We start from the raw sequence: 22,824 nt of genomic DNA on the forward strand, positions 1-22,824 counted from the left end.
CGTCGAGCGCAGTACAACACAGCCCAGGAAAGCACAATCCTCCCATTTTCCTCCCATCGCCAGCGTCAAAACTGATGGCCTGAACACCGCCGATGGGAATCAACTCTTCGGCCGGGCCGACCCGTGCACCTGATAGTGCTGACACCGCACAGCTACCGGCGAGCCCGTGTTGACCAGCAGAAATAGCGATCAAGAGAACTACCGTTACGCGCCGCGAGGAACGCTGTGCGCGCAACTGACCCCGGTCCGGCTCCGCTACACCGGGATGTCGTTCGTGTACCAATTCTCCGGCATCTATGCGTCGGGGCTGACGCCGCTGATCGTCACGGGCCTGCTGGCCGTCGGCGGTGGTTCCCCGTGGTGGGCCTGCGCCTACCTGGCGCTCACCGGCGTGATCGGCGCCGGAGCCACCCTGGCCCTGCGACCGCGTGACCTGTGGTCGTGAACGGCCCCTTCGTCACGCCGACCGCGACATTTCGCTCAAGACCGTTCCAAATCCTGGCCAGCCAGGGCAAAACAAGGAGTTAACACGTCCATTGTGGTCGGGCACGACGTCGGGAGCGCGTACTCGCGGACCGCGTGAGAGCTTCGCGCGCACCGAGCCAGTGTTTTGTGATGCTGGATACGGTTTCCGCGACAATCCTTTCACGCTGCGGTGAAAGGATTGTCGAGCCCTGGTCCGGTAGTAGAGGCTTCCTGCCGCTGACCCGACCGACGGCCGGAAAGGGGACTTCGCCAAACATGTTGCCTTCCGAGGACTTTCTCGAAAGCACTGCCCTCGACGCCACCGCCGCGGCACCCTGGTCACTCGATTCGTTCCCGGTCCTGGGCATCGACCACCCCCGATTCGTCGTGGGGAACGCCAAGCAGGCCGCCCACTTCTACGCGACGGCCTTCGGCATGCGCTGCGCCGCGTACCGGGGACCGGAAACCGGGTATCGCGATCGAGCCGAGTACCTCATGGTTGCCGGGCGAACCCGGTTCCTGCTCACCGGCGCGGCGCGTGCGGGCACCGAGATCGACCGCCACCTAGCGGTCCACGGCGACGGCGTCATCGACATCGCGCTGCGGGTCGCCGATGTGGACCGCGCGTACGAGAACGCCGTGCTGCGCGGCGCAACCGGGCTGGAGGCGCCGCACGACGCTGAAGGCGCCGACGGTGTGCGGCTCGCGGCGATCGGGACCTTCGGCGACGTCCGGCACACGCTCGTCGAGCGGACCGACGACGCGGTGTTCCTGCCGGGCTTCGAGGCGCGGGAATCGACCGGTGCCGCCGAGGGCGCCTTCCACGAGATCGACCACGTGGTCGGGAACGTCGAGCTCGGCCGGATGAACGAGTGGGTGGAGTTCTACCGGCGGGTGATGGGCTTCACGAACATGAAGGAGTTCGTCGGCGACGACATCGCCACCGAGTACTCGGCGCTGATGTCGAAGGTGGTCGCCGACGGGGAGCGCAAGGTCAAGTTCCCCATCAACGAGCCGGCCGTCGGCGAGAAGAAGTCGCAGATCGAGGAGTTCCTGGAGTTCAACGGCGGGCCCGGGGTGCAGCACATCGCGCTGGCCACCGACGACATCGTCGCGGCGGTGCGCCGGATGCGCGCGGCCGGGGTGCAGTTCCTGGACACCCCGGATGCCTACTACGACACGTTGGACGAGTGGGTCGGGGAAACCCGGGTGCGGCTGGACGAACTGCGGGAGCTCAAGATCCTCGCGGACCGCGACGAGGACGGCTACCTGCTGCAGATCTTCACCGCGCCGGTGCAGGACCGGCCGACGCTGTTCTTCGAACTGATCGAACGCCACGGCTCGCAGGGATTCGGCAAGGGCAACTTCAAGGCCCTGTTCGAGGCGGTCGAGCGCGAGCAGGCCCGGCGCGGAAACCTCTGATCGGCCTCGGCGGGAGGGCCCGTACCCGATGACATCGAACCCAACTGAGACCGCGCCGCGACCGCTGCTGGCGTTCGTGCGCCTGGGTCGCCCGAAGTTCCTATTCCAGAGCATGCTGGTGGTCGCCGCCGGCGTCACCATCGCCGTTCACAGCGGTCACCAGGCGAGCCTCGGCTGGTACCTGGTGACCCTGCTGTTCGCGTGGTGCACGCACCTGATGACGCACTACTGCAACGAGTACTTCGACCTGGAAGCCGACCGCGCCAACGCCGCACCCACGTCCTGGACCGGCGGCAGCCGGATCCTGGTCGGCGGGCACCTGCGGCCCGAGGTGAGCCTCGGCGCGGCGTTCGTGCTGCTGTTCGTCGGGGTGCTGCTGCTGGCGCTGCTGCCGAGCCTGGAGACCCGGCTGGTGGCGACGACGATCATCGCGCTTGCCTGGCTCTACACCGCTCCCCCGCTGCGGCTGAACTACCACGGCCTGGGCGAGGCCAGCTGCGCGCTGGTGCTGTACGGGCTGGGACCGCTGCTGGCGTGCGTCGTGCAGGCCGGGACGATCGACACCGCCGGGCTGGGCTACGTCGGCGTGCTGTTCGTGTTCCAGTTCCTGCGGATGGCCATCATGAACCTCTCCGACATCGAAGGGGACCGAGCCACCGGCAAGCGCACTCTCGCGGTGCTGCTCGGCGCGGCCGGGCTGGTCCGGTTGTTCGCGGTCGGCCAGTTCGTCGGGTACGCGGCGATCGCGCTGCTGCTGGTCACCGGCGTGATCCCGGTGTCGGCGGGGCTGTTGATGCTGGCCACCGCACCGGTGCCGATCTGGGTGACCCGGCAGTTGACCACGGGTGCGCTCGCCGAGCCGCGGCGGGCCAACGCGGTGACGTTCTGGGCGTCGATGCACATGCCGCTGACCTCCTCGTCGATCATCGTCGGCCTCCTCGTGGACCTGGGGGTCCACGGTGGACGGCTGTGGCAACCGTGGCTGGCGGTGGTCGGCGCGACCTTCCTGATCTTCGGCACCTGGCTGGTCCGCGCCGCGCAGACCAACCGCGCCAGCGCGCCGAGTCCAGCTGAGTGAGCCCCCACCCGAACCTGCCCAACCACGAGGAGCGAGGTCGACCATGACGACGTCTCCGGTCACCGCCGATCACGACCTGATCGCGAGCGCGACCCACCGGGCACGCGGACTCACCGAACCGCTGCTGCGCAACATCGTCGAAGCGCTGGACCCGTCGCTGGCCGCGATCGGGTGCTACCACTTCGGCTGGCAGACCGACGAGCCCTACACCGCGGGCAAGGCGATCCGGCCGACCATGGCGATCCTCGCCGCGGAGGCCGTCGGCGCCCCGCATTCGGCCGCGCTGCCGGCCGCGGCCGCCGCCGAGCTGGTGCACAACTTCAGCCTGATCCACGACGACATCATCGACAGCGACGAGCAGCGGCGCGGCCGGCCTTCGGTGTGGAAGGCCCACGGCGTGCCGGCGGCGATCCTGATCGGCGACGCGCTGCACGCCGCGGCGTTCGAGTGCCTGCTCGGCACCGGCCAGCCGAACGCGGCGGCGGTCGCGGAGCGGCTCGCGGTGGCGATGCGCGAGATCGTGATCGGGCAGGTGCAGGACATCGAGTTCGCCAGGCGCCCCTGGTCGGGCCCGCAGGCGGTGACGCTCGACGAGTACCAGGCGATGGCCGAGGCGAAGACCGGCGCGTTGCTGGCCTTCGCCGCCGCGGGCGGCGCGCAACTCGCCGAGGCTCCGCCCAGCGCCGTGCGGACCTTCGACGTCCTCGGCCGCCACCTCGGCTTGGCCTTCCAATGCACCGACGACGTGCTGGGCATCTGGGGTGATCCGGCGGTCACCGGGAAGCCGGTCTTCGGAGACCTGCGTGAGGGTAAGAAGACCTTGCCGGTCATCGCCGCGCTGGCCACCGACACGCCCGCCAGAGCGCGGCTGGCGCCGCTGCTCACCGAGGGCCTGCGCGACGACGCCGGGCTCCGGCTGGCCGCCGAGCTCGTCGAAGAGGCCGGCGGCCGGAAGTTCGCCGAGAAGGAGGCGTCGAGGCACCTCACCGGGGTTGGCGAGTGCCTGGACTCGCTGGACATGCCCGACACCGTCCGAAAGTCCTTCGAGGCGCTGGCAAACACGCTGATCGGAAGGACACGGTGACCCGAGAACTGTCCACAACGGACCGGCTGGAGCAGGCGATCCACGCCGCCGAACAGGTTCTGCTCGGCGCGGCGGGCGTCGGCTCCTGGCCGAATCCGCGCCGCGCTGCGGTCTCCGGTGCCGCCGGCGCGGTCCTGGCCCTGCACTTCGCCGACGCCGATCGGTCGGCGGACCTGATCGCCGGCGGCGTCGCGTGGCTGCTGCGGGTGCAGAACCCCGACGGCGGCTGGGGCACCCTCGAAGGCTTCCCCAGCGACTTCGTCGCGACCGCGATGGCCACGGCGGCGTTGCACCTGGCGGCGGGTTCGGACGGCGCGGACAGCGTCTCCCGCGCACGCGGCTGGATCGACCGCCGGGGCGGCGTGGCGGGACTCGACGACCCGATGATGGGACAGCTGTGTGGCCTGGTGCTGTCCATCGCCGGCCTGCAGGACGCGAACCGGTTGCGACGGGTTCCGGTCGAGCTGGTCCTGCTGCCCGCCGCGCTGCGCAGGCGGCTGCTGTCCTACCTGACCCCGCCGTTCCTGGCCCTGTCGTTCATGCAATCCCGGCAGCGCAAGCACAATCCGCTGGCCCGGGCCATCGACCGGCTCGCCCGACCGGTCGCGGCACGACTGCTGGAGGCGTTCGACCAGCAGGAAGGCGGGGTCGGTTCCTACGGCGGCGATCCATGGCTCACCGGCCTGGTGTGCACGGCGCTGACCCGGGCCGGCGCCGCCCCGGAGCTGGCCCGGCGTTCGGTGGAGTACCTGCGGATGACGGCGCAGCCCGGCGGTTCCTGGCACCTGATCCACGGCGTCGAGGCCGAACGGGTGGAAGTCACCGGCATGGCCTTCAGCGTCCACGGGCTGGCGCTGGCGGGCCACTCCGCCGATCCGCGGCTGCTCCGGGCCCGCAGTTGGCTGGCCGGGTGCCAGCAGCTCGAACCGTCCGAGGTGTACGCGAGCCCGGCGGGCGCGTGGGCCTGGACCGGCCGCAAGGGCTGGCCGAACGCACTGGAAACCGTTCTGGTGCTGCGGATCCTGGTGGCCGACGTAGAACTCGATCCGGACACCGAGCGGATCATGCGGCGCGGCATCGCGTGGCTGATGGCGCAGCAGGACAAGCGTGGCTCGTGGAGCACTTTCGTGCGAAACACCCTGGTGCCGCTGGACGGTCCGTGCCCGTTCATCACCGCGCTGGCGATCGAGATCCTGCACAGCGTCGGTGTCGCCACTTCGGACCCGCCGATCCGCCGCGCCCTGCGCTGGCTCGAGCGACACCAGGCGCCCAACGGGTCGTTCGAGGCCAGGTGGCATCGCGGCGGCGTGCCCGCCACCGCCGCCGTGGTGCACGCGCTGACCAAGCTCGGCATGCGCGGGCATCCGGTCGCGGCCAAGGCCCGGGACTGGCTGCTGGCCGCGCAGCTCGACGACGGTTCGTGGAGCACCGGGCGCGGTGATCAGGACGGCACCCCGGACGAGACCGGGCACGCGACCCGCGCGCTGGTGGCCTGCGGCGAGCACGAAGCGGCGCGGCACGGCGCCGAGTGGCTGGTCGCCGCCCAGCAGCCGGACGGCCGGTGGGAGCCGGGCCAGACCTGCATCTACATCCGGGACTACGTGCACTACTCGGATCCTCTGATCGCGCAGGGGTTGGCGATCGGTGCGCTCGCGGCGTATCGGGAGGTGGGCAATGGCTGAGTCGTCCGCGACCTACGACGTCGTGGTCGCCGGGGCCGGTGTCGGCGGCCTGGCGGCCGCGCACGCGCTCGGCGCGCGGGGCTTGCGGGTGCTGTTGTTGGAGAAGCAGCGGCAGCCGGTGGCGATCGCCAAAGGCGAAGTGCTGCAACCGAGTTCGATCCGCATCCTGCGGGAATGGGGCGTGCTGCCCGAGTTGCGGGACCGCGGCGCGGTGCAGATGGACCGGCTGGTGATCCGCGAAGCCGACGGCCGCGAGGTGATGGTCTTCGACTACGCCGCGCTCGCCGGTCAAGGCCACCACCTGCTCAGCCACGACTACTCGGAAATTCTCGGCGTGCTCGCGGACGGCCTCGCCGACGAGGTCGAGTGGCGGCGCGGTGCGCTGGTCAAGGACCTGAGCCGGGATGCGAGCGGGCGGACGGACGGGGTCGTGGTCGGCGAAGGCGACCGGACCTACGAGGTGCGCGCACCGCTGGTCGTCGCCGCCGACGGCCTGTCCTCGCGGCTGCGCAAGCTGGCCGGGATCACCACCGACCCCGTCGAATACGCCCACCGGTTGGCGTCCTTCGAGCTCTCCGGCGGACCGGAGCTGCCCAGCGAGGTGTCCGCCTACCTCACCGACCGCGGCCTGCGGCTGCTCTACCCGTTGCCCGGCAACCGGATTCGGCTCTACGTGCAGGTGGGTGCGGATGAGCTGCGCGGCATCAAGAAGGACGAGCTGACGACGTGGTGCGACGGGCTGGCGGCCGATGCGCCGTCGCTTCGGCCGCTGCTCGATTCGTTGCGGGCAAGTCTCGACACCCGGCAGTTGCTGAAGCTGTGGCGGTTCACGGCATCCAGGATGTCGGTGCCCGGACTGGCCATGGTCGGCGAGTCGGCGCACGCCGTGCACCCGATGGCCGCGCAGGGCATGAACACCGCCATAGCCGACGCGCACGCCCTGGCCGGGCTGGTCGGCGACGGCCCGCTGCAGAAGTCTGCGGTGGACACGGCGTTGGTGAGCTACCAGGAGGCGCGCGCCGGTTGGGTCCGCCACATCGACCGGATGAGCCACGATGCGACCCGGATGATCACCGACACGTCGTGGGCGGGCAAGGTGATCGGCCGCCGGATGCTGCGCCACACCAGCCGGAACAGCCGCTTGCGCTACGTGGCGACCTACAACATGGCCGGGCTGGGCATCCGCCCGTTCACCGTGCTGGACCGCATGCACCAGCTCGGGCTGCCAGATCCGCGAGCGGGAAGGACACCGGCTTGGGTGTGAACGGACGAGCAGTGGTGCTGGGCGGTGGCCTGGCGGGTGTGCTGGCGGCGTCCGTGCTCGCCCGGCACCTGGATTCGGTCGTCGTGGTCGAGCGCGACCGGTACCCCGACGGTCCGGTCGTCCGCAAGGGCGTTCCGCAGGCGCAGCACGGGCATCTGCTGCTGACCGGCGGGGTCCGGCGGCTGGACGCGCTGCTGCCCGGCGTCGTCGACGAGCTGCTCGGGCACGGCGCGCGCCGGCTCGGGCTGCCCCGCGACGTGGTGTCGCTGACCGCGCAGGGCTGGATGCCGCGGTTCCGCGAGATGCGCTTCGCGCTGTCCTGCAGCAGGGCCCTGCTGGACTGGGTCGTCCGCAAGCGGGTGCTCGGCGACGGCCGGATCCGGGTGGAGGAGGACACCACCGCGTTGCGGCTGTGCGGCGACGGTGCGCGGGTGACCGGGGTGCTGGTGCGGGACCGGGCGTCCGGGCAGCCGCGGCTGCTCGAAGCGGACCTCGTCGTCGACGCGACCGGGCGCGGTTCGAAGGCCCCGGAGTGGCTGCGGTTGCTGGGACTACCGGAGGTGCGCGAGGAGCTGGTCGATCCCGGACTCGCCTACGCCACCCGCCTCTACCGCGTGCCGCCCGGTGCACCCGCGGACTTCCCCAACGTCTCGATCCAGGCCGAACCCGGCAACGGTCGTCCCGGCCGGGCTGGGGTGATCTTCCCCATCGAGGGCGACCAGTGGTTGGTGACCCTTTCCGGCACCAGGGGCATGGAACCTCCGGTGGACGACGCGGGTTTCGAGCAGTTCGCCCGGGCGTTGCCGCACCGGGTCGTCAGCGAGCTCATCGCCGCCGCCGAACCGCTTGGCCGCGCCCGCGGTTACCGCAACAACGCCAACCGCCGTCGCCGCTTCGACCAACTCCGCCGGTGGCCGGACGGCTTCCTGGTGATCGGCGACGCGGTGGCGACGACGAACCCGACCTACGGGCACGGCATGTCGGTGGCGGCCGGCGAAGCCGTTGCCCTGCACCGGGGGCTGCACCGACATCAGCTGCGCCCAGGGAACTGCCGCCGCATCCAGCGCGGGATCGCCGCCGCCGCACAGGCGTCCTGGATGATGGCGACCAGCCAGGACCGGCTCTACCCGGACGTGGTCGGCGGCGGGCCCAGCCGCGCCTTGCTCGTGCAGAAACGGCTGACCGACCGCCTGCAACGGGTCGCCGCCCAGGACCCGGCCGTCTTCGACGCGCTGTTGCAGGGCCACACGCTCTCCGGCGTGCCGTCTCCGCTGGTCATCCCCCGGATAGTCCGGGGCTTGCTCCGCGGCGGCGCCCGCCCGAACAACGGCGACCCGCCGTTCACCCCCGCCGAACGAGCCGTGTTGGCACCGCAGGACCCGCCCGAAGGAGGCAAGGCTTGACCGATCAGATGGCGTTCACCGAAGACGAAGTCGCGCAGTTCTACGACGGCCTGGAGAAGTTCCTCTCCTCCTGGCTCGGCGAGAGCATCCACTACGGCTACTGGACCGGCGGTGCCGGTGGCTCGTTCACCGAGGCCCAGGATCGGCTGACCCACCTCCTCGGCGACCGCCTCGCGCTGCGCCCCGAGCAACGGCTGCTCGACGTCGGCTGCGGAACCGGCCGCCCCGCCACGCTGCTCGCCCAGTCCTCGGGTTGCGCGGTCACCGGGATCACCATCAGCCAACGGCAGGTCGAGACCGCTCGGGAGCGCACGGCCGGGTTCGCGGGCAAGGTCGGCTTCGAGCTCGTCAACGCGATGGAAATGCCTTATGCCGACGGCGAATTCGACGCCGCGATGGCGCTGGAATCGCTGCTGCACATGCCCGACCTGAAGCGGGCCCTGGCCGAGGTGCGGCGCGTGCTGCGACCGGGTGGCCGCTTCGTCGTCGCCGACTTCTTCGAGGTGTCGAAGGCGTCGGCGCCACCGGGTGGCATCCCGTTCAACCCGCCACCGCCGCTAAGCGAGCTGACCGACCGGATCCGGACTGCGGGATTCGAGGTGACCGACGTCCTCGACATCACCGAAGCCACCCGGCCGACCTACGCGGAGCTGCTCGCCGCGGTGCGCGCGCAGCGATCCACATTGGACTCCATCCGGGACGCCCGGATCGCGGAGCAGGTCCAGCGGGCCATCCCGCTGATCGTCGAACACGCCCAAGAGCACACCGGCTACGCGGTTCTCACCCTCCGCAGGAGCTGAAAGCACCGCTGTGTCCCCTGCGAAGCCAAGGAATGGAAGGAAGAACCGACTTGACCGACCAGAGCACGTTCACCGCGGACGAGGTCGCGATGTTCTACGACCAGCTGGAGGAGTTCTTCTCCGCCGTGCTCGGTGAGAGCATCCACTACGGGTACTGGCCCGATGGCATCGATTCGCCATCGCTGACCGACGCCCAGGACCGGTTGACCGCGCTGCTCGGGGAGAAGCTGGCGCTCGGCCCCGAACACCGGCTGCTCGACGTCGGCTGCGGAACCGGCCGCCCCGCCACGCTGCTCGCGGAAGCCCTCGGCTGCGACATCACCGGCATCACCATCGCCGAGCGCCAGATCGAGGCGGCCGACCAGCGCGCCGCTGCCGCCGGGGTCGCCGACCGGGTGCGCTTCCAGTTCGCCGACGCGATGGGAATGCCGTTCGCCGAAGACGAGTTCGACGCCGTCCTGGCCCTGGAATCCCTGTTGCACATGCCGGACAAGAAGCGCGCCTTGACCGAGGAGCACCGGGTGTTGCGGCCCGGCGGGCTCCTGGTCATCGCCGACTTCTTCGAGACCAAGCCGCTGCCGCCGGGCACGGTGCCGGACGCGGCGGTCGACGTGCTGCCCAACCACGTGCCGCCGCCCCTGGACGAGATGACCGGCCTGGTGCGCGAGGCCGGGTTCGAGGTGACCGAGGTCCTCGACATCACCGAGCAGACCCGGCGTTCCGGCGAGGCGATCCTGGCCGCGATCGGCTCCTACCGGCCCGCGGTGGATTCGGTGCAGGGCAAGCGGATCGCCGAGCAGGTCCAGCAGGCGATACCGCTGGTCGTCGAACACGCCCAGGAGCACACCGGCTACGTCGTGCTCACCGCGCGCAAGGCGGTGTCGGCATGACCGCGGCCGAGCAGCGGTTCTGCCCGTTCGACGTGGGCGAGGAGTTCCGGCGGCTCCGGGAGGACGATCCGGTCTCCCGCATCGAGCTGCCCAGCGGAACACCGGCGTGGTTCGTCGCCCGGCACGCCGATGCCCGCCACGTCCTCACCGACGAGCGGCTCAGCAGCGTCGACGCGTCCCGGCTGATGCGGCCGGGCGCGGGCGACGACCAGGTCGCGCCGCCCGGCCCCGGGGTGCTGCTGTTCTACGACCCGCCGGAGCACACCCGGCTCCGGCGCATGCTGGCAGGGAACTTCACCGTTCGGCGGATGAACCAGCTGCGGCCAATGGTGGAGTCGATCGTCGACGCCCAGCTCGACGAGATGGCGCGAGCCGGTTCGTCGACCGACTTCGTGCGCTCGTTCGCGCTACCGGTGCCTTCCCTGGTGGTCTGCGAACTCCTCGGCGTGCCGTACGCGGACCGCGCCGAGTTCCAGCGGCGCACCGCCGCGCAGGTAGACCTGGCAATGGGCGAGGAACACGCCGCCGCGTTGTGGGCCGAGTCGACCGAGTACATGGCGCGGCTCGTCGTCGACAAGCGCGCCCATCCCACCGACGACCTGCTCGGACGGCTCGTCGCCGAGCACGGCGAGGAGCTCTCCGATGCCGAGCTCGCCGGTATCGGCGTCTTCCTGCTCGGCGCGGGCTACGAAACCACGGCCAACATGCTCGGGCTGGGCACGTTGCTGCTCCTGCGCCATCCGGAACAGCTCGCCCGGCTGCGCGACGCCATGGGCGACGGGACCGCGGTCGACCGCGCGGTGGAAGAACTGCTGCGGATTCTGACGGTCGTCAACAACGCGGCGATGCGGCAGGCGAAGGAAGACATCACCGTTGGTGGGCAGCTCATCCGCGCTGGGGAGTTCGTGCTCGTCTCGCTGGGCTCGGCCAACCGGGACGACGCGGTTCACGAGCGCTCCGACGAGTTCGACACCGGGCGCGCTTCCGGCGCGCACATGGCTTTCGGCCACGGCATCCACCACTGCCTCGGCGCGCCGCTGGCGAGGCTGGAGATGCAGATCGCCTTCCCGGCGCTGCTGAAGCGGTTCCCCGCGCTGCGGTTGGACGCGCCGTTCGACGAGATCGAGTACCTGCCGCAGTCCCTGGTGCACGGCGTGCGCGCCCTGCCGGTGGCGTGGTGAAACGGGAGGCGCGATGACCAACGTCCAGCACGAGGCCCCGGCGTTCCCGATGGCCCGGCCACCGGGCTGCCCGCTGGACCCACCTGCGGAGTACGGGCGGATGCGGGCCGAGGCCCCGGTGGCCCCGGCGATCCTGCCCGACGGCAGCCGGACCTGGTTGATCAGCCGGTACGCCGACGTGCGCGCGGTGCTGCGCGACCCGCGGGTCAGCGCCGACCTGCGGAAACCCGGCTTCCCGATCATCTCCGCGGCCGAGCGCACCCTGGTCGACGTCGGCTTCCACCCCGGGTTCATCCGGACCGACCCGCCCGAGCACGGGCAGCTCCGCCGGATGGTTTCGGCGGACTTCACCATCAGACGCGTGAAGGCGTTGCGACCGGCCATCCAACGGCTGGTCGACGAGCGTGTGGACCGCATCATCGACGGCCCGAAGCCGGTGGACCTGGTCGCGGAGCTGGCGCTGCCGGTGCCGAGCACGGTGATCTGCTGGCTGCTCGGGGTGCCCGTCGCCGACATCGGCAAGTTCAACGAGTGGACCCGAGCCGTGGTCGACGCCGACACGACCCCCGAGCAGACCCAGGAGGCCAACGCGGCGATCCTGGGCTACTTCGACGAGCTGATCGCGATCAAGCAGCGGGAACCGGCCGACGACATCGTCTCCCGGCTGGTCCGGCAGCACGAGGCCGGCAAGCTCACCCGGCCCGACGTGCTCACCACCTCGATGCTGCTGCTGGTGGCGGGGCACGAGACCACCGCCAACATGATCTCGCTCGGTGTCCTCACCCTCCTGCAGCACCCGGAGCAGGCCGCCGCGCTGCGCGAGAACGCAGGCCTCGCCTCCCGCGCGGTCGAGGAACTGCTGCGCTACCTGTCGATCTCGGAGTTCGCCACCACCCGTGTCGCCACCGAAGATCTGGAAGTGGGCGGCCGGCTCATCCGCGCCGGTGACGGGATCGTGGCCCTGACGCCGTCGGCCAACCGGGACGCGACGGCCTTCCCGGATCCGGACACTGTGGACATCCACCGGAAGTCCAGGCAGCACGTCGCCTTCGGCTTCGGACCGCACCAGTGCGTGGGCCAATCGCTGGCCCGGGCCGAACTTCAGATCGTCTTTCCCACGCTGCTGCGGCGAATTCCGGGCCTGCGGCTGGCCGTTCCCGCCGAGGAACTCCGCTACAAGCTCAACGAAGGCATCTTCGGCGTGCTGTCGCTCCCGGTGGCCTGGGACTGAGCCCGCCAAGCGGGGAGGCCCGAGCTCCGGCCCGCGTCGTCACCACGCCATCGTCGACGGGTCCGCGGCGTGTCGACTTCTGCCGACTATTCCGTTACGAAGGAGAGCATGACCAACAAAGGGAACGGCCCGCCGCATGAAAGTCCAGGCCAGATAATCGAATTTTCGACCAGCACAGGTGGTTCCCCCGCCTGGCCCAGGCCGGACGCGAACGGGGCAGTTCCGACACCGTGCGCCACGATGTCCGCACTGCCCCGCCCAGCCGTCAGGACCAGAAGAAGCCGGGCCCTTCGACGGTGGTGACGGTCACCCCTTCGCGCGGGTCGTACGTGCCGCCTCCCATGGTCTCATCGTTGCTCGCGATGCGGATCTCGTACCGCTCCGTGCCGCTGATACCGAGCGTGATGCACTGCCCGTCGGGGACGATCACAGTGGACGAGTGCGAATCCGGGAAGGCGGCGTAGGAGTCGTAGCCTCCCTTGGAGCACAAGGTGAACTGGCCCGGGGTGGCGGCTGCGGCGGTGCCGGCCGTCGCCGTGACCAGCGCCGCACCCAGGGTTGCGACCAGCACGAGACCACGGCCGGCCCGACGCTTGGTTGACTGCTTCATTGGCGAATCCCTTCATCGGATGTCGATTGCACCACCGATTCAACCGAAAACTTCCACCGCAAAAGGGAAACGGCCGCCATGCGGCGACGTTCGGGCATGTGCGGCTGCCCGAACGTGCTCCTCCGCCCGCGACTTCAGCCACTGCGCCCACGCCGCCGCTGACGCTGCCCGGACTTCCGATGAAACGTCGCCGCCGCCGTCCTTCCACCTGAGCGTGCCGAAAACCCCAGCGAACTGGCACGATGCTTGATCGTGGCGTTGAAGCTGATCTACCTGGTGATGACCCGGCTCTTCGCGTGAGCGCGCCTTGCCGTGCAGGACTCGACGACGAAGAACATCGAGATCCTGATCCCGCGACACGAACTCGCCGTCGCCCAGCGGCGCGATCCGCTGCTGGCACGGAAACTCACCTGGGCCGACAGGGCATGGCTGACGCTGCTGGCACGGCCACTCCCGTCCGGCCAGCTGCCGAAGATCCGGTTGATCGCCACCCATCTTCGCGCCGCAGCAAGGGTTCCGGGTCATCGAGGTTTCCCCGAATACCTTGCAGGATCTCACCGAAGCGCGCGTAGTCGTCGAGACGCACGTGGTACGCGAATCCCTCGCACACGGAACCATCGAGTGGGAGTCCGATCTGCTCGCGGGCCACCACAATCTCGCACGCACGACGTTCACCGACGAGGGCAGCGCGATCAACGAGCGGTGGCTGACCGCGCATGCCCGCTTCCACCAGACCCTCCTGGAGGGCTGCCCCAACCAGCACTTGCGAGAGGTGGCGACCCAGTTGCGTGAATCCGCCGAGGTCTACCGGTGCTGGGCCCGCACCTCGGGCGAACACAGCCACCGGGATGTCCCCGCAGAACACAGGCTCATCTGCGAACGCGCCATCGAGTGAGACGTCCCGGGCACGGTCGAAGCACTTCGCGACCACATCGAGCTGACCACGAAGCTGCTGCTCGACGAATACCGGGATCGGCGGCAACGAGGCGAATGACCCTGCATGACCGGGTAGCGCCGCGCCTGGAGATCGCGGGCGATCTCCAGGCGGACCCAGGCCCAAGCGATGGCGAACACACGCATTCAGCCGTGCACGATGCGCAGAAACGCCTCGGTGGACATGTGCTCTTCGACCGCGATGACCGTCATGCCCGCCGCCCGCCGTCGACCGACATCGCGATCCCGGTGACGTAGGACGCGGCGTCCGCGCAGAGCCAGACCGCGGCCGCCGCGGCCTCCTCCGGGGTGGCCAATCGGCCGAGCGGCGTGATTGCCTCCTGCCTCGCGAGCATGTCGGTGCCGGCTGCCACCTTTTCGAACCCGGGAGTGCGGGTCGGGCCGGGACAGACGGCGTTGACCCGGATGCCGTCGGCCGCGTAGTCGACCGCGGCGGCTTTGGTGAGCCCGACGATGCCGTGCTTGGCGGCTACGTAGGCGGGGGCGTGCGGGATCGCGTACAGGCCGCCGTTGGAAGCGACGTTGACGATCGCGCCGCCGCCTTTGAGCAGGGGCAACTCGTACTTCATGCACAGGAAGGTCCCGGCCAGATTGACGTGGACCACGCGCTCGAACTCGTCCAGGGTCAGCTGGTCGAGCTGCCGGTGGTGCGAGGCCAGACCGGCGTTGTTCACGGCGAAATCGAGGCCGCCAAAGGCCTCGACCGTGCGCTCGACGGCCGACCGCACGGAGTGTTCGTCGGCGATGTCGACGACGATGGCAAGCGCTTCGCCGCCGTCCTTCTCGATCATCTCCGCGGTCTCGGCCGCCGTCGTCTCGTCGATGTCGAGCACGGCGACCGCGGCGCCTTGCCGGGCGAACTCGATCGCCGCCGCGCGGCCGATCCCGCTGCCCGCGCCGGTGACCAGACCCGTCTTCCGGGTGTTGTCGCGCATAAAGGCCGCATCGCTCATGCCAGCGGCCCGTGGTTCGCCCAGGCGACCTTGTACGGGTGCCGCGACTGCCAGCGCTCGATGACCTCGTGCATACCGGGCGCGGCGAACGCCTTCGCCAGCGTGTCGGTGTCGGCCACGGCGACCTGCACGATCGCGGTCGCGATCAGCGCCGGAATGGCCTCCTCGCCGGGGATCGGAAGGTGGCGCCGGGTCGTGACCGACCGGGTGAGACCAGTGTCGAGCATGACCCGTTCGATGTCCGCCAGATATTGGTCGAGCTCGCTGTCCGGCAAGGGCTGATCGAAGGAAACGATCATCGTGTGGTTGATCATGCCTCAATTCTTGGCAGCGTACGTGGCCGATGTCCAAGATCGGTTCGCTATTCAGCGATAACCTGGAGGCATGATCGAACTGGAGACCCGCGAGCTTGAGTACTTCATCGCGGTCGCCGACGAGCTGCACTTCGGCCGGGCCGCCGCCCGGCTCTCGATCGCCCAGCCGGCGCTGTCGAAGGCGATCCGGCGGATCGAGACCCGGCTCGGCGTCCCGCTGTTCATCCGCACCAGCCGCCGCGTCGAACTCACCCCGGCCGGGCAGGCATTGCAGGAGCACGGGCGGCACGCGCTCAACGCGGTCAGCGCCGCCGTCCGCAACGCCCGGCGCGCCGGCGACGCCGAAGCCCACCTGCGGCTCGTGATCAAGCCCGGCGGCGACGCCGGCCTGCTGTCACCGGTCCTGGCCGAGTACGCCCACCAGCCCGACGCCCGCCAGGTGGACATCCTGTTCAGCGGCGCGGGCGACCGCACCGACTTCCTGCGTGACGGCCGGGCCGACGTCGGCCTGCTCTACGCGCCGTTCGACGATCTCAACGGCCTGGCCCACGAGACGCTGCACACCGAGGACCGCGTGGTCATCGTCCCGCCCGGCCACCGGCTGGCCGGGCACGCTGCGGTGCGAATGTCCGACCTGGACGGTGAGACACTGCCACGCTGGAAAGGCATCCCCGGAGGCGACGGCACCGGCCCCGAAGTCGCCGACGTCGTCCAGCTGCTCCACATGATCACGGTGAACCGGATGATCGGAGTGCTGCCCCGCTCCCTGGTCGAACCGGTCTCGACCGGCCTGATCCGCATCCCCGTCACCGACGCACCACCCAGCCGCCTCGTGCTCGCCTGGAACGAGCAGGACCGCCGCCCGCTGGTCGCGTCGTTCGTGGCCGCCGCGCTAAGTCATCGCGACAGCGCCCTGACCGCGATGGTTCGGTCCCAGTCCAGTTAACGCCGTACATGCCTGACGTGCTGATCGCCTGCAAGACACCAGGGCCTGCTACTGGACCCACAGCGTCGAAAACCGCCTTGCCGAATTCGGCAGCGACGAGTGGCTCCCGCAAGGATGACCAGGCTGGCGAAGATCAGCAGCCAGCGGACTGAACGCAGCACATCTGCGGATGCTCCAGCCAGAGCCCGGTGCCGGGCGTGTCACGGTCAGTTCAACGGGCCTGGCCCATCGCCCGCACGGATCGTGGCCCACGAGCTGTGCCCGGCCAGCGCGGTTGGCGACCTCGAACCGAGTCAGCGCCCACCACTCGCCGGTCACGGCGAGACCATACGTGCAACGTCTCGACGAGCAGGACGCCGGTTCTGCGTCATTTGTGTCAGCCGCCTTCGACGCGGCTTTGGGTCGAGCTGGCCAGTGCGTGCGCGAGTTTCCGGTGCGCCTGCGTCACCAGCGGCCCGTACTGGACCGCCTTCGACTTGATCCCGAGGTCCACGCGGGTCCCGGCACCCTCCGCGTAGACGACGGCCGGGTAGAAGAAGCCCCAGGTGAAGGCCGTCGGCCGGGAAGACAGGAGCACGATGCCGCGGGCGGGGTCGGCGTCCTCAACTGAGTACCCGGGTCGGGCAGTGCTGGGTGAGCCCGGCATACACCACGTCTGGCGGCGCCGCCGAGTGAAGCACGATTCGCCTCGCGGTCATCGCGACGGTGGCCACCGAACCCTTCCTTGTGAACGCCACCAGCAACGTCACGCCTACAAAGACAAACACGAACACGAGCGGACCGAGAAGACCGAAGAGGTCCATGCCGCAGAGTATCTCCGCACGCGTCGCAATGTGAGCAGCTTTCGCACGGATCGAGCGCCAGGAACGACGGAACAGCCCCCAGCACGGACGACGATGCCATGCACTTGAGCGAGGCACCTGATGAACATGTTGGCGTCAGTGAGCTGCTGTCCGAGTTCCTTGAGGAGATTTGCGATTCACACCAGGGCGTAGGGCGGCCCACGAAGCCTGGCGCTCTAGACCCCCGACGCCTTCGTCGCAGAACACCCGACTCCGTAGCTCCCGGGGACGGTGTCATTCGTCGTGCTGTTCGGGTTCCGCAGTCAGTTCGCGCAGTATTTCGCGCATTTCGGTCAGCAGCTCATCGGGAAGTCCGGCATCCCGCCCTGCGGCGATCGCGTTCTCCAGGGCCTCGGCCGCCGCCGAATGCCGGCCAGTGGCGACGTATGCCCGTACCAACTGCCACCACGCGCGGCCTTCGTCCTCCCGGTTCTCCGCCAGCCGGAGCAGCTCGACCGAGCGGCTATCGGCTTCCACAGCACCGTCGTGATCTCCCAGGCCGTTGCAAGCCGTCGCTATCCCGAGCAACGCCAGGCCCTGCAACCAGGGAGAATCTGCTCCCTCGCACAGCAGTTGCGCCTCTCGGTAGCAGCTGATCGCTTCCTCGTGCAGCTCCGCACCGGACATAAGATCCCCCATGCAGAGCCACGATCCCGCTTCCGCCAGGGGGTCGTCCGTTCGGCGGCACAGTACGAGGTGCTCGGAGTGGAGGTGGCGCACTTCTTCTGCCCGCCCCACCTTCCACAGCGCGATCAGCAGACGCTCGCAAACATTGCGCTCGGCAACGACATCACCGGCGGCCCGGAACAGCGTCCGTGCTTGCTCCAACGCCTCCACTTCTTCCTCGTGGCGTTGCTCTGCGGACAGGACCGCGCCGAGCCTGAACGCCAGAGGCGCGGCTAATTCCGGGGTTTCGGCGTTCGGCAACAAACGCTGAGCGCGCCGGAATTTCTCCACGGCGTCCGCCGTCCGGTCCAGCTCGTGCAGGGCGCTGCCCCATAGGTAGTAGTCCTCCGCCAACTCGCAGCCGTGGCCCAGTTTCTCCAGCAACGGCACAGCCTTGTCGTATGCCTCGGCAGTAGCCTCGGCCGAGCTTTGGTGCGTGGAACGCGCGACCAATCGCCAGGCGTCGGCCTCGGCGGCTTCGTCGCCAAGGTCTTGCGCACGGCGCGCGGCTTGAGTGGCCGCAGCTGCCGCCTCATCGGCGCGGTCGGCGAGCGTGTATGCCTGCGCCAGCTGCCATTCCGCGAACATGCCGAGCTGGACGTTGCCGGATTCACGAATGCCACGAGCGGCGAGTTCCAATTGTTCCACGCCTTCCGGCAAATGGCCGGAATCGGCAAGCGCACGCCCCAGGGCCAGTCGCGCCTCCGCCGTCTCACCCTCGTCGAAGATTTCGCTGAAAATGCGGACTGCCGTCCGACACGGCTCGATCGCCGCATCGCTGTCTTCGTCTATGAGAAGTCCACCGAGCCTGGCCGAGGTGATCCCTAGTCGTCGCTGGTCACCGGTGTGCTGGAATAGATCAATGGCCCGCCGGTACAGATCGACGGCCTCCGCCGTTTCTCCCTTCTCACCGAGGACGTCTGCCAGGCTGGCCAGGGCGAGGCCCGCTCCGTGCTCGTTTCCGATCTCCTCGTGCAGGTCGGCGCCGAGACGGCCGGCCTCGGCGGCATCGTCTAGCCGGTCGAGCTGCCAGAGGCATTGGCAGACGTTGGCCAGCACGGTGGCTTGACCGTGGTAATCCCTGGCTTCCCACAGCAGGTCTCCCGCTTCCAGGTACGCCTCGTACGCGGATTCGAACTCGCACGTGCTATACAGCACATTGCCCAGGTTCGCGACGGCTTGGCCTTCGGCGCCTTTGTTCCCGGTTCGTTCATGGATGTGCTGGGCTCGTCGCAGCACGTCGAGGGCTTCCTGGCCTCGATCGGCCATGGTCAGGGCAGCGCCGAGGCTGTTGTACGCCTCGCCCAGGTCGTCGCCGTCGCAGACCCGTTGGAGCAGCAGGACGGACTCCTCCCCTACCGCCACGGCTTCGTCGATCCGGTTGAGCTCCCGGAGCGCGACGCCCAAGCTGCTTAGCAGGATGCCCGCCAACGTCACCTGCCCGAGGCGATGGGCGGCCTCCGCTCCGATTCTGGAGATCTGCGCGAGATCGTCGAAATACCGCTGCCGGTTCAGGTAATGGCGCAGCGCAGCGGCGAGCTTGCTCGCGAGATCGGGTCGGTCGGTCTCCTGCGCCGATACGACCGCCACGATCAGGTTCGGCCGTTCCATTCCGAACCACGCGTCCTCGTCGTCCGGCTCCTCGGACTGCATGGCATCCTCGACCACGCGCTGGTAGTACTCCAGCACGCGGCCGACCGCGATAATTTGCCGGGTACGCGCGGTGACGTCGCTCTCCACCGCCTGGGCGGCGAGTTCTTCCGCGTACAGGCGGAGGAGGTCGTGCATCCGCCACCGGCCGTACAGTTCGGCGCGCTCGACCAGGTGCGCGCGGGCCAGCGAGTCCAACCGTTGCCGCGCGGCCCGGACCGGTTGCTCCTCCAGGGCGGCGGCGGCCTCCGTCGAGAAGTGCGGTCCCGGGATCAGCGGTAGCGCCGCGAACAACGCCGCGTGTTCAGTGTCCAGTTGCCGGTACGAGAGTTCGAAAGCGGCTCGCACGGCGTTGTCGTCGTAACGCAGTTCGTCCAGCCGACTTCGCTCGTCGGCCAGGTCCGTTGCCACGGCGGCCAGCGGGCGCTTCGGGTCGGCGGCCAGCAGTGATGCGATGATCTGCAGGGCGAGCGGTAACCGGCCGCACAGCTCGGCAATCCGCCTCGCATCCCGTGGATGATCCCGCACCCGCGTGTCCTCGTTGCGCCGTGCCGTGGCCAGCTCACCTGCCAGCAACTCGACGCAGGCCTCTTCGGGCAGTTCGGCGATCTCCCACAGCGCCATGCGCGGGCCGGGTCCCGCCCCGTCCAGTGTGTGCCGGGATGTCACGACCATCCCTGTGCTGCCGTCGCCGGGCGCTAGCGGCTCGACTTGCTTCGCCGACGACGCGTTGTCCGCGACGACCAGGAGCCGGCGCCCCTGTTCGGCGAAAGCCCTGAGCACGTCGCGGAACAACCGCGTTCGGTCCTCGACGGCAGGAGGAATGTGTTCCGTCCGGATGCCGACCGCGCGCAACAACGACTCCAACGCACTCGCCGGAGCGACGCGCTGGTGTTCGTCGTAACCGTGCAGGTCGACGAAGAGCACCCCGCCCGGGAACGCGCCCTCCGCCCGAGCGCGGTGCGCTGCCTGGATCGCGAGCTCGGTCTTGCCCGCCCCCGGCAGCCCGGTGATCTGCGCCGGCACTGCCGGTCCGTCACCGGCGGCCAACGCAGCCACCAGCTCGTCCAGCTCGACGTCCCGCCCGGTGAACCCGGTGCGGGCCGGAGGCAGACCGCCGAGCGCGGTCGGCACCTCCGGCGCCAGTGTGAGGGAGACCTCCTCGCCCATGATCACGGTGCCGAAAAACACGCCCCCGGTGATCTTGTTCTCGAACGCCGTCTTCCGCCGCGATCCCGGCATCATCGCCGCGGTTCCGGTTCGCTCTCCCCGGACCGCGGAGAATCGTCGCCGTCCTCCTCAGAGGCGGAAAGCTTGACCTGCCCGGAGATCCGGCCGACTTGGAGCACGGTGCCGTGGAAGTTCCCACCGCTGATCTCGTTGCGCACGGACCCGCCGCCCTCGTTGCCGGCCGCCGCGCGCTTCTCGACCCTCCGGTCACCGACGTAGGCCGCAGCCGACACGCCGAGACCCGCCAGGCTGACGAACAGGCTCAGCACCCCAGCCGTTTGGTTCGCCCGGTCCAGCCCCAGCAACGACAGGAACACCCCCAGCCCGGCCACGAGCAGCACCCCACCCGTCCACGCCGCGCCACGCCGCCATCCGGTCATCCGTGCCATGTCGGACATCATCTCGAACGCGGCGAGGATCCGTGATCGCATTCGGCAAGTCCCGATCGCGCCGACCGGGCAGTCACCCGATGTGATGAGCTCACGGTCGACCGAGGACCTCCGGGATCCGCCGGAGTGCCTGCGGGCGGTCGAAGCCCAGCCGGACCAGCAGCTGGGCGGCGAAGCCTTCACCCTCCCGGAGCAGGCCGAGCAGGATGTGCTCGGTGCCGATGTAGTTGTTCCGCAGGCCCACCGCCTCGCGCAGCGACATCTGCAGCGCCCGCTTCGCCCGATCCGTGAACGGAAGGTGCCCGCCGGGTACTTCCTCCCCTCCCCCAAGGTCTCCCGGACCAGCCCGCGCACGCGCTCGGTCAATGCAGACAGCGAGCTTCCGGTGCAGAGCTTGATGCCGAAGTGCCCGTGCCGGTGGCAGCGGTCACACACCGCGCAGGTCAGCCGCTGTGAACGTCTTGGGCGAGCGGGTGGCGACGGCGGTCATTTTGCCGTTGGAAGCGGGTTCGTCTGATGCGCAGCCGCATGGCCCGCGCCGTGCTTTCTCCCGCCGCACCGCCAGCCCTGTCCGAGGACGCAGCTCGGGCACCTAGTTCACGGACGACAGGCGACCCGCCGCCCTTCAGCGGGGCACCTTATGAGTGGACCTTGCGGCATAGGTGGCGGGTTATTGATGGGTAGGGCAATTGTGGCGTGCCATGGCGTTGACCGTGAACCGTTTGCCGCTGTTGGGCACGACCGGAGTCTGCCCGACCGGCGCCCGGGTCGCGGCGACCGTCGCGTCCGAACGCAGCCCGGTCTGGTCCAGCCACAGCACGAAAATCGCCGACCCTGTCACGGTTTCCGTGCAAGCCACGGATGAATTGACTCGATCGTCTTGGCTAAGAGGTCCTTTCAGAATGCGGCGTCAGCCGCATGCGGTGAGGGACTCAGCTTGCACCGCCGCGGGTTCTCAGATGTCGTCTGGCGAGGACAGCCCCGAAGCCGCGTATTGGTCATACGTAAGTCGGGGATCCCACAGACCAGACGGCAGCTGAGGTTCCGCCACCCGCACCGCCACGCAAACCCATTCTGCAACCACCCCTAAGCGGGATGCGTCCTGCGGTCCAGCCCGCCCGGTGGGCAGCGCAGTAGGTCGGACACAAACGCCGTGCGGCCCGCATAGACCATGCCGCGTCTCCATGCCTTCGAAGTCAGGTCGAGCCGGTCGATCAATCGTGTGCGACCGACGCGCCTCGTGCAAGTATCCGGCGCATCGACGCGATTGATCTCGGAATCTTGCAAGAATTGCGTGCTTGCGCCCGGACCTCGTTCGAACTTCTTGCGCAGGTTTCCGGGCTCGCCGCATCCTCTGTCAAACGTCGCATCAGGCGGCTCGAGGCGTCGGGAGTGATCCGTGGGCACACCCTTCAGATCGATCGACGGACGTCGGGTGTCCCTGCTCGGAGTCTTCGCGGTGCCAGGCATCTCCGGTGACGAGTTGACCGATTCGCTGACTGCGCAGGAGGAAATCGTGCGGGCATGGACCACCGCTGGCAGCGCCGATGCGCTCACACCGATCCACGCGCGGGACACCGACCACCTGGCGGAGATCGCCCTTCGGCTGCAACGCATCCCGGCCATCGCGCACACCCTGACGCGGACACTGCGCAGCGAACTGGTCAACCGCAGCGGGTGACGCGGCGGCGTACGCCCCGACCGATACCCCACGCGTGCAGGGCCGCATCCGGCCCGTGCTCGAACCTCGACGCGCCCAGAATCCGGTAG

The 22,824-nt window shown here is 69.3% G+C and carries 23 protein-coding genes and 1 pseudogene; 15 read left to right on the top strand and 9 right to left on the bottom strand.

What is annotated here, in order from left to right; all coding sequences use genetic code 11:
• Positions 1 to 169 precede the first annotated feature (169 nt).
• The 11 genes from AB0I53_RS29010 to AB0I53_RS29060 all read left to right on the top strand — a co-directional run bounded on the left by AB0I53_RS29010 (position 170) and on the right by AB0I53_RS29060 (position 12,500).
• The gene (locus tag AB0I53_RS29010) at positions 170 to 445 is read left to right on the top strand and encodes a hypothetical protein (RefSeq protein ID WP_358609630.1); all 276 of its coding nucleotides are present in this window, start codon (positions 170 to 172) and stop codon (positions 443 to 445) included.
• 296 nt (positions 446 to 741) lie between these two features.
• Entirely contained in the window at positions 742 to 1,887 is a 1,146-nt protein-coding gene (gene hppD / locus AB0I53_RS29015) for a 4-hydroxyphenylpyruvate dioxygenase (RefSeq protein ID WP_358609633.1), read from the top strand.
• Positions 1,888 to 1,915: 28 nt separating this feature from the next.
• Positions 1,916 to 2,965: a prenyltransferase gene (locus AB0I53_RS29020; protein WP_358609636.1), complete on the top strand. Its 1,050-nt coding sequence runs from the start codon at positions 1,916 to 1,918 to the stop codon at positions 2,963 to 2,965.
• A 43-nt stretch (positions 2,966 to 3,008) separates the two neighbouring features.
• Positions 3,009 to 4,049 carry a polyprenyl synthetase family protein gene (locus tag AB0I53_RS29025; RefSeq protein WP_358609639.1) on the top strand — a complete coding sequence of 347 codons (1,041 nt, stop codon included), beginning with the start codon at positions 3,009 to 3,011 and terminating at the stop codon, positions 4,047 to 4,049.
• On the top strand, positions 4,046 to 5,731 hold the full coding sequence (locus tag AB0I53_RS29030) for a prenyltransferase/squalene oxidase repeat-containing protein (RefSeq protein WP_358609642.1): 1,686 nt from the start codon (positions 4,046 to 4,048) through the stop codon (positions 5,729 to 5,731). Before AB0I53_RS29025 ends, AB0I53_RS29030 begins: the two co-directional genes overlap by 4 nt.
• Positions 5,724 to 6,995, top strand: coding sequence for an NAD(P)/FAD-dependent oxidoreductase (locus AB0I53_RS29035; protein WP_358609644.1), 1,272 nt, complete (start codon positions 5,724 to 5,726; stop codon positions 6,993 to 6,995). The genes AB0I53_RS29030 and AB0I53_RS29035 overlap by 8 nt, the downstream gene beginning before the upstream one ends.
• On the top strand, positions 6,992 to 8,398 hold the full coding sequence (locus AB0I53_RS29040; protein WP_358609732.1) for an FAD-dependent oxidoreductase: 1,407 nt from the start codon (positions 6,992 to 6,994) through the stop codon (positions 8,396 to 8,398). Before AB0I53_RS29035 ends, AB0I53_RS29040 begins: the two co-directional genes overlap by 4 nt.
• Positions 8,395 to 9,198 carry a methyltransferase domain-containing protein gene (locus tag AB0I53_RS29045; RefSeq protein ID WP_358609647.1) on the top strand — a complete coding sequence of 268 codons (804 nt, stop codon included), beginning with the start codon at positions 8,395 to 8,397 and terminating at the stop codon, positions 9,196 to 9,198. The genes AB0I53_RS29040 and AB0I53_RS29045 overlap by 4 nt, the downstream gene beginning before the upstream one ends.
• A 50-nt stretch (positions 9,199 to 9,248) precedes the next feature.
• Positions 9,249 to 10,088 carry a methyltransferase domain-containing protein gene (locus AB0I53_RS29050; RefSeq protein ID WP_358609650.1) on the top strand — a complete coding sequence of 280 codons (840 nt, stop codon included), beginning with the start codon at positions 9,249 to 9,251 and terminating at the stop codon, positions 10,086 to 10,088.
• A complete protein-coding gene (locus AB0I53_RS29055) occupies positions 10,085 to 11,269 on the top strand; it encodes a cytochrome P450 (protein WP_358609653.1) in 1,185 nt (394 codons plus the stop codon). The genes AB0I53_RS29050 and AB0I53_RS29055 overlap by 4 nt, the downstream gene beginning before the upstream one ends.
• A 13-nt stretch (positions 11,270 to 11,282) precedes the next feature.
• A complete protein-coding gene (locus AB0I53_RS29060; RefSeq protein WP_358609656.1) occupies positions 11,283 to 12,500 on the top strand; it encodes a cytochrome P450 in 1,218 nt (405 codons plus the stop codon).
• Positions 12,501 to 12,765: 265 nt separating this feature from the next.
• On the opposite strand, the gene AB0I53_RS29065 is transcribed toward AB0I53_RS29060, so the two are convergent.
• On the bottom strand, positions 12,766 to 13,110 hold the full coding sequence (locus AB0I53_RS29065) for a hypothetical protein (RefSeq protein ID WP_358609659.1): 345 nt from the start codon (positions 13,108 to 13,110) through the stop codon (positions 12,766 to 12,768).
• 39 nt (positions 13,111 to 13,149) lie between these two features.
• Complete coding sequence (locus tag AB0I53_RS29070; protein ID WP_358609662.1) at positions 13,150 to 13,635, bottom strand: hypothetical protein; 486 nt, start codon at positions 13,633 to 13,635, stop codon at positions 13,150 to 13,152.
• Positions 13,636 to 13,654: 19 nt separating this feature from the next.
• Here AB0I53_RS29070 and AB0I53_RS29075 point away from each other — a divergent pair, with 19 nt between their 5' ends.
• A complete protein-coding gene (locus AB0I53_RS29075; RefSeq protein ID WP_358609665.1) occupies positions 13,655 to 14,005 on the top strand; it encodes an FCD domain-containing protein in 351 nt (116 codons plus the stop codon).
• A gap of 247 nt (positions 14,006 to 14,252) precedes the next feature.
• Here the strand turns inward: AB0I53_RS29075 and AB0I53_RS29080 are convergent, their stop codons facing one another.
• Both AB0I53_RS29080 and AB0I53_RS29085 read right to left on the bottom strand, forming a co-directional pair.
• Positions 14,253 to 15,017 carry an SDR family oxidoreductase gene (locus AB0I53_RS29080; RefSeq protein WP_358609668.1) on the bottom strand — a complete coding sequence of 255 codons (765 nt, stop codon included), beginning with the start codon at positions 15,015 to 15,017 and terminating at the stop codon, positions 14,253 to 14,255.
• Positions 15,014 to 15,331 carry a hypothetical protein gene (locus tag AB0I53_RS29085; protein ID WP_358609671.1) on the bottom strand — a complete coding sequence of 106 codons (318 nt, stop codon included), beginning with the start codon at positions 15,329 to 15,331 and terminating at the stop codon, positions 15,014 to 15,016. The genes AB0I53_RS29080 and AB0I53_RS29085 overlap by 4 nt, the downstream gene beginning before the upstream one ends.
• Before the next feature lie 70 nt (positions 15,332 to 15,401).
• On the opposite strand from AB0I53_RS29085, the gene AB0I53_RS29090 reads away from it, so the two are divergent.
• A complete protein-coding gene (locus tag AB0I53_RS29090; RefSeq protein WP_358609674.1) occupies positions 15,402 to 16,277 on the top strand; it encodes a LysR family transcriptional regulator in 876 nt (291 codons plus the stop codon).
• Between the two features lie 376 nt (positions 16,278 to 16,653).
• On the opposite strand, the gene AB0I53_RS29095 is transcribed toward AB0I53_RS29090, so the two are convergent.
• The 5 genes and pseudogenes from AB0I53_RS29095 to AB0I53_RS29115 form a co-directional block, all read right to left on the bottom strand.
• Positions 16,654 to 16,854, bottom strand: a complete 201-nt coding sequence (locus AB0I53_RS29095; protein ID WP_358609677.1) for a hypothetical protein — start codon at positions 16,852 to 16,854, stop codon at positions 16,654 to 16,656.
• Between the two features lie 25 nt (positions 16,855 to 16,879).
• Positions 16,880 to 17,080: a hypothetical protein gene (locus AB0I53_RS29100; RefSeq protein WP_358609679.1), complete on the bottom strand. Its 201-nt coding sequence runs from the start codon at positions 17,078 to 17,080 to the stop codon at positions 16,880 to 16,882.
• A 273-nt stretch (positions 17,081 to 17,353) separates the two neighbouring features.
• The gene (locus AB0I53_RS29105) at positions 17,354 to 20,680 is read right to left on the bottom strand and encodes a tetratricopeptide repeat protein (protein WP_358609682.1); all 3,327 of its coding nucleotides are present in this window, start codon (positions 20,678 to 20,680) and stop codon (positions 17,354 to 17,356) included.
• Positions 20,677 to 21,054: a hypothetical protein gene (locus AB0I53_RS29110; RefSeq protein ID WP_358609685.1), complete on the bottom strand. Its 378-nt coding sequence runs from the start codon at positions 21,052 to 21,054 to the stop codon at positions 20,677 to 20,679. Before AB0I53_RS29110 ends, AB0I53_RS29105 begins: the two co-directional genes overlap by 4 nt.
• Positions 21,055 to 21,145: 91 nt before the next feature.
• Positions 21,146 to 21,385 (bottom strand): annotated as a pseudogene (locus AB0I53_RS29115) (Clp protease N-terminal domain-containing protein); the annotation flags it as partial.
• A gap of 935 nt (positions 21,386 to 22,320) precedes the next feature.
• Here AB0I53_RS29115 and AB0I53_RS29120 point away from each other — a divergent pair.
• Entirely contained in the window at positions 22,321 to 22,533 is a 213-nt protein-coding gene (locus AB0I53_RS29120) for a winged helix-turn-helix transcriptional regulator (protein ID WP_358609735.1), read from the top strand.
• Positions 22,490 to 22,735, top strand: a complete 246-nt coding sequence (locus AB0I53_RS29125) for an Lrp/AsnC ligand binding domain-containing protein (RefSeq protein ID WP_358609688.1) — start codon at positions 22,490 to 22,492, stop codon at positions 22,733 to 22,735. Before AB0I53_RS29120 ends, AB0I53_RS29125 begins: the two co-directional genes overlap by 44 nt.
• Positions 22,736 to 22,824 lie beyond the last annotated feature (89 nt).

The sequence above is a fragment of the Saccharopolyspora sp. NPDC050389 genome, assembly GCF_040655595.1.
GTDB lineage: Bacteria > Actinomycetota > Actinomycetes > Mycobacteriales > Pseudonocardiaceae > Saccharopolyspora.

What these genes read in the sequence shown, in the direction of transcription:
- AB0I53_RS29035 (WP_358609644.1), top strand. Translation starts at nt 5,724, where the DNA reads ATGGCTGAGTCGTCCGCGACCTACGACGTCGTGGTCGCCGGGGCCGGT.
- AB0I53_RS29110 (WP_358609685.1), bottom strand. Translation starts at nt 21,054, where the DNA reads ATGGCACGGATGACCGGATGGCGGCGTGGCGCGGCGTGGACGGGTGGG.
- AB0I53_RS29080 (WP_358609668.1), bottom strand. Translation starts at nt 15,017, where the DNA reads ATGAGCGATGCGGCCTTTATGCGCGACAACACCCGGAAGACGGGTCTG.
- hppD (WP_358609633.1), top strand. Translation starts at nt 742, where the DNA reads ATGTTGCCTTCCGAGGACTTTCTCGAAAGCACTGCCCTCGACGCCACC.
- AB0I53_RS29100 (WP_358609679.1), bottom strand. Translation starts at nt 17,080, where the DNA reads ATGGACCTCTTCGGTCTTCTCGGTCCGCTCGTGTTCGTGTTTGTCTTT.
- AB0I53_RS29065 (WP_358609659.1), bottom strand. Translation starts at nt 13,110, where the DNA reads ATGAAGCAGTCAACCAAGCGTCGGGCCGGCCGTGGTCTCGTGCTGGTC.
- AB0I53_RS29105 (WP_358609682.1), bottom strand. Translation starts at nt 20,680, where the DNA reads ATGATGCCGGGATCGCGGCGGAAGACGGCGTTCGAGAACAAGATCACC.
- AB0I53_RS29090 (WP_358609674.1), top strand. Translation starts at nt 15,402, where the DNA reads ATGATCGAACTGGAGACCCGCGAGCTTGAGTACTTCATCGCGGTCGCC.
- AB0I53_RS29025 (WP_358609639.1), top strand. Translation starts at nt 3,009, where the DNA reads ATGACGACGTCTCCGGTCACCGCCGATCACGACCTGATCGCGAGCGCG.
- AB0I53_RS29060 (WP_358609656.1), top strand. Translation starts at nt 11,283, where the DNA reads ATGACCAACGTCCAGCACGAGGCCCCGGCGTTCCCGATGGCCCGGCCA.
- AB0I53_RS29055 (WP_358609653.1), top strand. Translation starts at nt 10,085, where the DNA reads ATGACCGCGGCCGAGCAGCGGTTCTGCCCGTTCGACGTGGGCGAGGAG.
- AB0I53_RS29070 (WP_358609662.1), bottom strand. Translation starts at nt 13,635, where the DNA reads ATGACCCGGAACCCTTGCTGCGGCGCGAAGATGGGTGGCGATCAACCG.
- AB0I53_RS29020 (WP_358609636.1), top strand. Translation starts at nt 1,916, where the DNA reads ATGACATCGAACCCAACTGAGACCGCGCCGCGACCGCTGCTGGCGTTC.
- AB0I53_RS29085 (WP_358609671.1), bottom strand. Translation starts at nt 15,331, where the DNA reads ATGATCAACCACACGATGATCGTTTCCTTCGATCAGCCCTTGCCGGAC.